Genomic DNA, 9,934 nt, shown 5'->3' with positions numbered 1-9,934 from the left:
GGCGGCGGGCCCACGGAGCAGGACCGGAGCGAGGGCATGCCGAGCCTTGGCGAGGCACCGAACGTCAGGGGCAAGAGCCCTTGGTTACTTGGGGCTTATCCAAGTAACCCGCCGTAAGGGCGGAACCATAAGCGGCCGTTACCGCAGCAACGGATATGTACACCATCAACAATAAGGTCAGAAAAGCGGTGACATCCGTCTATGACCACAAATCCCGACACCATTGATCAACTATTTACAAAGCTTCCTAACTATTGCGTTGACATTCGCTGCCTAGGCAGTAACATCTCGACATACATTCACTGCCTAGGCAGCTAATTGGTGGTCAGATGAAACATTTCTCTCCAGAAGATTTCCAGAATTGCCATCTCGGTCTGTTGCTCGGACGCGCCGCGCTGCTCAAGGACCGGATCATCGACACCCACATGGAACCCCACGGCATCACCGCCGCGCAGTTCAAGGTGTTGATCATCATCGCCCAGTTCGGCGTCGATTCGCCGGGCGAATTGTGCCGTCATCTGTCCCTCGACAGCGGCTCGATGACGCGCATGCTCGATCGTCTGGAACAGAAGGGTTTCCTTGCCCGCCAACGCTCCGAGGCAGATCGCCGTCAGGTGCAGCTTGTGCTCACGGAAGAAGGGCAGAAGCTCGCCGGACTGTTGCCGCACATCGGCGCCGAAGCCATGAATGAACTGGCCGGTGCCATCACTCCAGAAGAGCTGAAAACCCTGGAGCTGATCCTGAAGAAAATTTTGGTGGCAGCCGGTGACGCGATCACCCTGCTGCGGGTAGGTGACAAATGAGCAGTAACCCCTTGCGTACCGGCCTGAGCCTGGTGCTGTTGGCCATGAGCGTCGCCGGTTGCGCCAGTTACAGCGGCCTGAAAACCGAAGGCGTCAACCTCGATGCGAAGAGCCTCAAGGCAGGGCAATCCCTCAGCGGTGTGACGTTGTCGCCGGCCGCCTGGCCGAAAAGCGACTGGTGGAAAAGCCTCGGCGACCCGCAGCTCGACGGCCTGATCCGCGAGGCCCTGCGCGACAGCCCGGACATGCAGATCGCCGACGCCCGTGCCCATCAGGCCAGCGCTGCCGCTTCCGCCGCCGACGCCGAGCGGATGCCGACCCTGGATGCCAGCGCCGGTGTCAGCCGCTCACGCCTGGCCCGGGACCAGGACCCGCGCGGGCAGGGCGACACGTACGCCACCGTGCGTAACATCGGCACCAGTTTTAATTACAACTTCGATCTCTGGGGTGGTCAGCGCGATGCCTGGGAAGCCGCTCTGGGCCAGGCCCGTGCCGCCGAAGTCGACCAGCAGGCTGCGCAACTGACGCTGGCCGCCGATGTCGCCCGGGCCTACAGCGATCTTGGCCAAGCACACATCGTCTACGACCTGTCCAGCGAAGACCTCAAGCGCACCCGGCAAATGCTCGACCTGAGCCAGCGGCGCCTGACTGCCGGGATCGACAGCCAGTATCAGTTCCAGCAGACCGAAAGCCTGGAGGCCACTTCCCAGGCCAACCTGATCGACGCCGAAAAACGCCTGAACAGCGCGAAAATCGCTCTCGCGGTGCTGCTCGGCAAAGGCCCTGACCGCGGCAATGAAATTGCCCGCCCGAACATTCTTCAGCCGAGTGCGGTAGCGCTACCTTCGGTGCTGCCGGCCGAGTTGCTCGGGCGTCGCCCGGACCTGGTGGCCGCGCGCTGGCGGGTCGAGGCGGCGAGCAAAAGCATCGACGCCGGCAAGACCCGGTTCTATCCCAACTTGAACCTCAGCGCCGCTGCCGGCGCCGAATCCTTGCTGGGCGATGCGATGTTTGGTTCGGCCAGCCGCTTCTTCAGCATCGCACCGACGATCTCTGTGCCGATTTTCGACGGTGGCCGCTTGCGCGCCGACCTCGATTCGCGCGACGCCGATTACGACCTCGCCGTGGCGCAGTACAACAAAAGCCTGGTGAAGGCGCTGGGGGATGTCAGTGACAGCATCAACCAGCTGCGTGATATCGGCCGGCAGATCGCTGCCCAGCAGCACGCCACCGACATCGCCCAGGATTCCTACAACACCGTGGTCCAGCGTTACGGTTCCGGCATCGGCAACTACCTGGACGTGCTCAGCATCGAGCAGCAACTGCTCCAGGCCCAGCGCCAACTCGCCAACCTGAATGCCGAGCAGATTGACCTGTCGATCCAACTGATGCAGGCGCTGGGCGGCGGTTTCCAGCCTGAGGCCATCGCCTCGGCCAACGCCACGCCAGCCACGCTGACCCGTTAATTCAAGGTACTTGTCATGGCCACTGCCGATACAACTCAACCTCCTGAAAACATCCAGGGCAACCCCAATTCGGGCAAGCGCAAGTTCATGCTGCTGGTCCTGGCGGCCGCCGTCGTGCTGAGCGGCGCGGGCGTCTGGGCCTACCACGAGTTTTACGGGCGCTGGAGCGAAAGCACCGACGACGCCTATGTGAACGGCAACGTGGTGGAAATCACGCCGCTGGTCACTGGCACCGTGGTCAGCATCGGCGCCGATGACGGCGATCTGGTCCATGAAGGCCAGGTGCTGGTGAACTTCGACCCGAACGATGCCGAAATCGGCCTGCAAAACGCCCAGGCCAATCTGGCGCGCACCGTGCGTCAGGTGCGTGGCTTGTACAGCGATGTGGATGGCATGAAAGCCCAGGTCAACGCCCAGAAAGCCGAAGTGCAAAAGGCCCAGGACAACTTCAACCGGCGCAAGAACCTCGCCGCCGGCGGGGCGATCTCCCAGGAAGAGCTGTCCCACGCCCGCGACGACCTGACCTCGGCGCAAAACGCCCTGGCCAACGCCGAACAAAAGCTCAAGACCACCAGTGCGCTGGTCGATGACACCGTGGTTTCATCGCACCCGGACGTGATGGCCGCCGCCGCGCAATTGCGTCAGGCGTACTTGAACAACTCGCGCAGTACGCTGATTGCACCGGTGACCGGTTACGTGGCCAAGCGTTCTGTACAACTTGGCCAGCGCGTACAACCGGGTACCGCGCTGATGGCGGTGATTCCCCTGGATCAGCTGTGGATCGACGCCAACTTCAAGGAAACCCAGCTGCGTGACATGCGCATCGGCCAACCGGTGGAGATCGAGACCGACCTGTATGGCAGCAGCGTGAAATACAGCGGCACCATCGACAGCCTCGGTGCCGGGACCGGCAGCGCCTTTGCCTTGCTGCCGGCGCAGAACGCCACCGGCAACTGGATCAAGATCGTGCAACGCGTGCCGGTACGGGTTCACGTCAACGCCGAGGAACTGGCCAAACATCCGCTGCGGGTCGGTCTGTCGACCATGGTCGCTGTGGACCTGCACGATCAGAGCGGGCCGGTGCTGGCGCAACAGCCACCGCAGAAGGCTTCGTTCAGCACCAACGTCTACGATCGTCAGTTGGCCGAGGCCGACGCGATGATCACTCAACTGATCCACGACAACAGCGCCGCGGTCAGCAAAACCGCGCAACGCTGATTCGCCAATCCGTCAGCTGCACCGGCAACCGGCGCAGCGCCAGACCTGTTTCAAAGGATTCGCGATGAGCAATAACGCGTCTTTCACACCGCCCAGCCTGCTGCTCAGCACCATCGGCCTGTCGCTGGCGACCTTCATGCAAGTGCTCGACACCACCATCGCCAACGTGGCGTTGCCGACGATCTCCGGCAACCTGGGCGTGAGTTCGGAGCAGGGCACCTGGGTCATCACCTCGTTCGCCGTGAGCAACGCCATCGCCTTGCCGCTGACCGGCTGGCTCAGTCGGCGTTTCGGCGAGGTGAAGCTGTTTGTCTGGGCGACACTGCTGTTCGTGCTGGCTTCGTTCCTGTGTGGGATTTCCACCTCGATGCCGGAACTGGTGGGCTTCCGCGTGCTGCAAGGGGTAGTGGCCGGGCCGCTGTACCCGATGACCCAGACCCTGCTGATTGCGGTCTACCCCCCGGCAAAACGGGGGCTGGCGCTGGCGCTGTTGGCGATGGTCACGGTGGTCGCGCCGATTGCCGGGCCGATCCTCGGCGGCTGGATCACCGACAGCTACAGCTGGCCGTGGATTTTTTTCATCAACGTGCCGATCGGTCTGATCGCGGCATGGGTGGTGACCCAGCAGATGAAAAAGCGCCCGGTGGTCACCAGCCGCCAACCGATGGATTACGTCGGCTTGATCGCGCTGATCATTGGCGTCGGGGCGCTGCAGATCGTGCTCGACAAGGGCAACGATGCCGACTGGTTCGAATCCAGCTTCATCGTGATCGGCTCGGTGATTTCGGTGGTGGCCCTGGCGTTCTTCGTGATCTGGGAAATGACCGACGAACACCCGGTGGTCAACCTGCGCCTGTTCGCCCATCGCAACTTCCGCTACGGCACCATCGTACTGATCCTGGGCTATGCCGGGTTCTTCGGGATCAACCTGATCCTGCCGCAGTGGCTGCAAACGCGGCTGGGCTACACCGCGACCTGGGCCGGTTTTGCCGTGGCGCCGCTGGGAATCCTGCCGGTGCTGCTGGCGCCGTTTGTCGGTAAGTACGCACCGAAATTCGATATGCGCCTGCTGGCGGGCGGGGCGTTCCTGGCTATCGGTCTGAGTTGTTTCATGCGCGCCGGCTTCACCAATGAAGTGGACTTCCAGCACATCGCACTGGTGCAGTTGTTCATGGGGATCGGCGTGGCGCTGTTCTTCATGCCGACCCTGACCATCCTGCTCTCGGACCTGCCGCCGAGCCAGATTGCCGACGGTTCGGGGCTGGCGACATTCTTGCGGACCTTGGGCGGTAGTTTCGCGGCGTCGTTGACCACCTGGATCTGGATTCGTCGGGCGGATCAGCATCATGCCTACCTGACCGAAAGCATCACCCCGTTCGATCCGGCGACCCGCGAAGCACTGATCAACCTGGGCGGGGCAGGGGCCAAGGCCTATACGCAACTGGAGCAGACGGTGATCAGCCAGGCGTACATCATGTCCACGGTGGACTACTTCACCTTGCTGGGCTGGATGTTCTTCGGGCTGATATTGATCGTGTGGCTGGCCAAGCCGCCGTTTACGGCCAAGGCCGGGCCTGCGGCCTCAGGACACTAAGGCAACACATAACCTGTGGGAGCGGGCAAGCCCGCTCCCACAGGTTTTTGTGTTCAGCTGTTAGTTGGCGGGTGCTGCCAGTTGCGGTGGCGGAGTGAAGTCAAAGGGAGCCAGCGCAAACCCTTGCTCATCCACCTGCAACGCCCACCCTTGACGATCCCAATCCCCCAGCACAATGCGCCTGGCCGCTTGCTCGCCAAGCTGCAACTTGTGAATCGCGGGGCGGTGGGTGTGCCCGTGGATCAAGGTCTTCACGCCGTATTCCTGCATGATCCGCGGAATCTCTTCGGGCGTAACATCGACAATGTCATTGGCCTTTATCCGCGTTTGCGCACGGCTTTCACTGCGCAGCTTGCGCGCCAGCTTGTGTCGGGTGCGTAGCGGCAGATGCCGCAGGATGAACAGGGTGATCGGGTTGCGCAGGTAGCGACGCAGCTTCATATAGGCTTCGTCGCGGGTGCACAGGCTGTCGCCGTGCATCAGCAGCACCGGCTCGCCGTTGAACTGCACGACACTCGGATCCTTCAGCAGGGTACAGCCGGCTGCTTTGCAGAAGGCCTTGCCGAGCATGAAGTCGCGATTGCCGTGCATCAGAAAAATGGCCGTGCCGCTGTCGCTGAGGTCGCGCAGGGCCTGGCAGATGGAGCGCTGGAAGGGGGTCATGGCGTCGTCGCCAATCCACACCTCGAAGAAGTCGCCCAGAATGTACAACGCACTCGCCGAGCGGGCGCGTCCGGCGAGCAAATCCAGAAACGCCCGGGTAATGTCCGGGCGCTCCTCTTCCAGATGTAAATCTGAAATCAGCAATATCACTCAATGATCTCGGCTTTCTCGATGATCACGTCGTCTGCTGGTACGTCCTGGTGGCCGGACTTGGAAGTGGTGGCCACGCCTTTGATCTTGTCGACAACGTCGGTGCCGGCGGTCACTTTACCGAATACCGCGTAGCCCCAGCCCTGCACGTTCTTGCCGCTGTGGTTCAGGAAGCTGTTGTCGGCCACGTTGATGAAGAACTGCGCGGAAGCCGAATGCGGCTCCATGGTGCGGGCCATGGCGACGGTGTACTTGTCGTTGGAAAGGCCGTTGTCAGCTTCGTTCTGGATGCTTGGGCGCTTGTCTTTCTTTTCTTTCATGCCTGGCTCGAAACCGCCGCCCTGGATCATGAAGTTACCGATGACACGGTGGAAAACGGTGTTTTCGTAGTGACCGGCTTTAACGTACTCGACGAAGTTGGCCACGGTGATCGGGGCTTTGTCGGCGTTCAGTTCGAGGACGATGTCGCCATGGTTGGTAGTCAGTTTGACTTGGGTCATGATCGGTACTCTTTTGAGATGAAGCATATCTAAGGAATTCGTGGTTTTGGGACATTCCGTCCCGCAACCGGTTCAGCCTGTCTCGGCCAAGGTGCGCAGTTTAGCGTGACAGGCACGAATTTCGAGGCTGTTTTTTCATTTACGGCCTATTAAATGCGACGGTTTACAGAGTGCGCTCTGTCAGGTACTTGACGGCATCGGCTATGATAGCGGCTTTGTTTTGTCCGGCCTTCATTACGGCCACGCACCTGTACGTTCAAGGATCCTATGAGCAAGCCCACTGTCGACCCTACCTCGAATGCCAAGACCGGCCCTGCCGTGCCGGTCAACTTCCTGCGGCCGATCATCCAGGCAGACCTGGACTCGGGCAAGCACACGCAGATCGTCACCCGTTTTCCGCCTGAACCCAACGGCTACCTGCACATCGGCCACGCCAAGTCGATCTGCGTGAACTTCGGCCTGGCCCAGGAGTTCGGCGGCGTCACGCACCTGCGTTTCGACGACACCAACCCGGCCAAGGAAGACCAGGAATACATCGACGCGATTGAAAGCGACGTCAAATGGCTGGGCTTCGAGTGGTCCGGCGAAGTGCGCTACGCCTCGCAGTATTTCGACCAGTTGCATGACTGGGCGGTGGAGTTGATCAAGTCCGGCAATGCCTACGTCGACGACCTGACCCCGGAGCAAGCCAAGGAATACCGTGGCAGCCTGACCGAACCTGGCAAGAACAGCCCGTTCCGCGACCGCAGCGTCGAAGAGAACCTGGACCTGTTCGCCCGCATGAAAGCCGGCGAGTTCAAGGACGGCGCACGCGTGCTGCGAGCCAAGATCGACATGGCCTCGCCGAACATGAATCTGCGTGACCCGATCATGTATCGCATCCGTCACGCTCACCACCACCAGACCGGTGACAAGTGGTGCATCTACCCGAACTACGACTTCACCCACGGTCAGTCGGACGCCATCGAAGGCATCACCCATTCGATCTGCACCCTGGAGTTCGAAAGTCACCGTCCGCTGTACGAGTGGTTCCTCGAGCATCTGCCGGTGCCGGCCAGCCCGCGCCAGTACGAGTTCAGCCGCCTGAACCTGAACTACACCATCACCAGCAAGCGCAAGCTCAAGCAACTGGTCGATGAAAAGCACGTCAACGGCTGGGACGACCCGCGCATGTCCACGCTGTCGGGTTTCCGCCGCCGTGGCTACACGCCGAAATCGATCCGCAACTTCTGCGAAATGATCGGCACCAACCGTTCCGACGGCGTGGTGGACTTCGGCATGCTCGAATTCAGCATCCGTGACGACCTCGACCACAGCGCCCCGCGCGCCATGTGCGTGCTGCGTCCGCTGAAAGTCGTGATCACCAACTACCCGGAAGGCCAGGTCGAGAACCTCGAACTGCCGTGCCACCCGAAAGAAGACATGGGCGTGCGCGCACTGCCGTTCGCCCGTGAAATCTACATCGACCGTGACGACTTCATGGAAGAGCCGCCGAAGGGCTACAAGCGCCTGGAACCGGCCGGTGAAGTGCGTCTGCGTGGCAGCTACGTAATCCGCGCCGACGAAGCGATCAAGGACGCCGATGGCAACATCGTCGAACTGCGCTGCTCGTACGATCCGGACACCCTGGGCAAGAACCCTGAAGGCCGCAAGGTCAAAGGCGTGGTCCACTGGGTGCCGGCCGCTGCCAGCGTCGAGTGCGAAGTGCGTCTGTACGATCGTCTGTTCCGCTCGGCCAACCCAGAGAAGGCCGAAGACAGCGCCAGTTTCCTGGACAACATCAACCCTGATTCGCTGCAGGTACTCACCGGTTGTCGTGCCGAGCCTTCGCTGGGCAATGCACAGCCGGAAGACCGTTTCCAGTTCGAGCGCGAAGGTTACTTCGTCGCCGATCTCAAGGACTCGAAACCAGGTCAGCCGGTGTTCAACCGTACCGTGACCCTGCGTGATTCGTGGGGCCAGTGATTTAGCGTCAAGGAAAAAACGTGCTTACGATCTACAACACGCTTACCAAGAGCAAAGAAGTCTTCAAGCCGCTCGATGGCAACAAGGTGCGCATGTACGTGTGCGGCATGACCGTGTACGACTACTGCCACCTGGGCCACGGCCGCAGCATGGTCGCGTTCGACCTGGTGACGCGCTGGTTGCGCTTCAGCGGCTACGACCTGACTTATGTGCGCAACATCACCGACATCGACGACAAGATCATCAACCGGGCCAATGAGAACGGCGAGTCGTTCGAAGCCCTGACCGAGCGCATGATCGCGGCGATGCACGAAGACGAAGCGCGCCTGAACATCAAGAAGCCGGACATGGAGCCGCGCGCCACGGATCATATCCCGGGCATGCACGCGATGATCCAGACCCTGATCGACAAGGGCTACGCCTACGCCCCGGGCAATGGCGACGTGTACTACCGCGTCGGCAAGTTCATGGGCTACGGCAAGCTGTCGCGCAAGAAGATCGAAGACCTGCGCATCGGCGCCCGCATCGAAGTCGACGAGTCCAAGCAGGACCCGCTGGACTTCGTATTGTGGAAAGCCGCCAAGCCAGGCGAGCCAAGCTGGGAATCGCCGTGGGGCGCCGGGCGTCCGGGCTGGCACATCGAATGCTCGGTGATGTCCACCTGCTGCCTCGGTGAGACCTTCGATATTCATGGCGGCGGCAGCGACCTTGAGTTCCCGCACCACGAAAACGAAATCGCCCAGAGCGAAGCGGCCACCGGCAAGACCTACGCCAACGCGTGGATGCATTGCGGCATGATCCGTATCAATGGCGAGAAGATGTCCAAGTCCTTGAACAACTTCTTCACCATTCGCGACGTGCTCGACAAGTACCACCCGGAAGTCGTGCGTTACCTGCTGGTGTCGAGTCACTACCGCAGCGCCATCAACTACTCGGAAGACAACCTCAAGGACGCCAAGGGCGCCCTGGAGCGTTTCTACCATGCATTGAAAGGCCTGCCGAACGTGGCGCCAGCGGGCGGCGAAGCCTTCGTCGAGCGTTTCACCCAGGTGATGAACGACGACTTTGGTACGCCGGAAGCCTGCGCGGTGCTGTTCGAGATGGTCCGCGAGATCAACCGCCTGCGTGAGAGTGATCTGAACGCAGCGGCCGGTCTGGCAGCCCGTTTGAAAGAGCTGGCCAGCGTGTTGGGTGTGTTGCAGCTCGAAGCCGATGACTTCCTGCAAGCCGGCGCCGAAGGGCGCGTGGACGCAGCCGAAGTCGAGGCGCTGATCGCAGCGCGCCTGGCGGCACGTGCCGGCAAGGACTGGGCCGAATCCGACCGCATCCGCGACCAGCTCACCGCCATGGGCGTGGTGCTGGAAGACGGCAAGGGCGGTACGACCTGGCGTCTGGCTGACTGATTGCTGTCTTTGTTACAGACAAAACCCGCCTTGTGCGGGTTTTTGTTTTGTGCGCCCAGCATGGGCGCAATCTTGCGGGTGAAAGTCCCGTCGTAAGCTGACCACAGCGAACGAAGTGAAGCGCAACTGCATGAGGGCGACCGAGTGTGGGGAGGAAGCGTGAATCGAAACC

8 protein-coding genes are annotated in these 9,934 nt (G+C 61.3%); 6 read left to right on the top strand and 2 right to left on the bottom strand.

From position 1 onward, the window contains the following. Positions 1-329: 329 nt before the first annotated feature. The 4 genes from KGA85_RS28380 to KGA85_RS28365 all read left to right on the top strand — a co-directional run bounded on the left by KGA85_RS28380 (position 330) and on the right by KGA85_RS28365 (position 5,081). Positions 330-803, top strand: coding sequence for a MarR family winged helix-turn-helix transcriptional regulator (locus KGA85_RS28380; protein WP_223453913.1), 474 nt, complete (start codon positions 330-332; stop codon positions 801-803). Then, entirely contained in the window at positions 800-2,269 is a 1,470-nt protein-coding gene (locus tag KGA85_RS28375; RefSeq protein WP_223453914.1) for an efflux transporter outer membrane subunit, read from the top strand. The genes KGA85_RS28380 and KGA85_RS28375 overlap by 4 nt, the downstream gene beginning before the upstream one ends. Before the next feature lie 15 nt (positions 2,270-2,284). Continuing rightward, positions 2,285-3,487, top strand: coding sequence for an efflux RND transporter periplasmic adaptor subunit (locus tag KGA85_RS28370; protein ID WP_223453916.1), 1,203 nt, complete (start codon positions 2,285-2,287; stop codon positions 3,485-3,487). A 64-nt stretch (positions 3,488-3,551) separates the two neighbouring features. Beyond that, positions 3,552-5,081 carry a DHA2 family efflux MFS transporter permease subunit gene (locus tag KGA85_RS28365; RefSeq protein ID WP_223543558.1) on the top strand — a complete coding sequence of 510 codons (1,530 nt, stop codon included), beginning with the start codon at positions 3,552-3,554 and terminating at the stop codon, positions 5,079-5,081. A 60-nt stretch (positions 5,082-5,141) separates the two neighbouring features. On the opposite strand, the gene lpxH is transcribed toward KGA85_RS28365, so the two are convergent. Both lpxH and KGA85_RS28355 read right to left on the bottom strand, forming a co-directional pair. Then, positions 5,142-5,894: a UDP-2,3-diacylglucosamine diphosphatase gene (gene lpxH / locus KGA85_RS28360; protein WP_223453919.1), complete on the bottom strand. Its 753-nt coding sequence runs from the start codon at positions 5,892-5,894 to the stop codon at positions 5,142-5,144. Next, the gene (locus KGA85_RS28355; protein ID WP_046037821.1) at positions 5,891-6,394 is read right to left on the bottom strand and encodes a peptidylprolyl isomerase; all 504 of its coding nucleotides are present in this window, start codon (positions 6,392-6,394) and stop codon (positions 5,891-5,893) included. The genes lpxH and KGA85_RS28355 overlap by 4 nt, the downstream gene beginning before the upstream one ends. A 267-nt stretch (positions 6,395-6,661) precedes the next feature. Here KGA85_RS28355 and KGA85_RS28350 point away from each other — a divergent pair, with 267 nt between their 5' ends. After that, entirely contained in the window at positions 6,662-8,359 is a 1,698-nt protein-coding gene (locus KGA85_RS28350) for a glutamine--tRNA ligase/YqeY domain fusion protein (RefSeq protein ID WP_223543557.1), read from the top strand. 20 nt (positions 8,360-8,379) lie between these two features. Further along, positions 8,380-9,762 (top strand): cysteine--tRNA ligase, encoded by a 1,383-nt coding sequence (gene cysS, locus KGA85_RS28345; RefSeq protein WP_007970481.1) that lies wholly within the window; start codon positions 8,380-8,382, stop codon positions 9,760-9,762. Positions 9,763-9,934 lie beyond the last annotated feature (172 nt).

Origin of the sequence: Pseudomonas sp. GL-B-12 (genome assembly GCF_019955895.1) — a bacterium.
In the GTDB taxonomy this organism is placed as follows: Bacteria; Pseudomonadota; Gammaproteobacteria; order Pseudomonadales; family Pseudomonadaceae; genus Aquipseudomonas.
Note: the sequence above shows the minus strand (reverse complement) of the source record. Positions and strands in the feature narration are given on the sequence as shown.

Bases quoted from the DNA above. Each gene is read 5' to 3' on its own strand.
- KGA85_RS28380 (WP_223453913.1), top strand. From the start codon at position 330: ATGAAACATTTCTCTCCAGAAGATTTCCAGAATTGCCATCTCGGTCTG.
- KGA85_RS28375 (WP_223453914.1), top strand. From the start codon at position 800: ATGAGCAGTAACCCCTTGCGTACCGGCCTGAGCCTGGTGCTGTTGGCC.
- KGA85_RS28370 (WP_223453916.1), top strand. From the start codon at position 2,285: ATGGCCACTGCCGATACAACTCAACCTCCTGAAAACATCCAGGGCAAC.
- KGA85_RS28365 (WP_223543558.1), top strand. From the start codon at position 3,552: ATGAGCAATAACGCGTCTTTCACACCGCCCAGCCTGCTGCTCAGCACC.
- KGA85_RS28355 (WP_046037821.1), bottom strand. From the start codon at position 6,394: ATGACCCAAGTCAAACTGACTACCAACCATGGCGACATCGTCCTCGAA.
- KGA85_RS28350 (WP_223543557.1), top strand. From the start codon at position 6,662: ATGAGCAAGCCCACTGTCGACCCTACCTCGAATGCCAAGACCGGCCCT.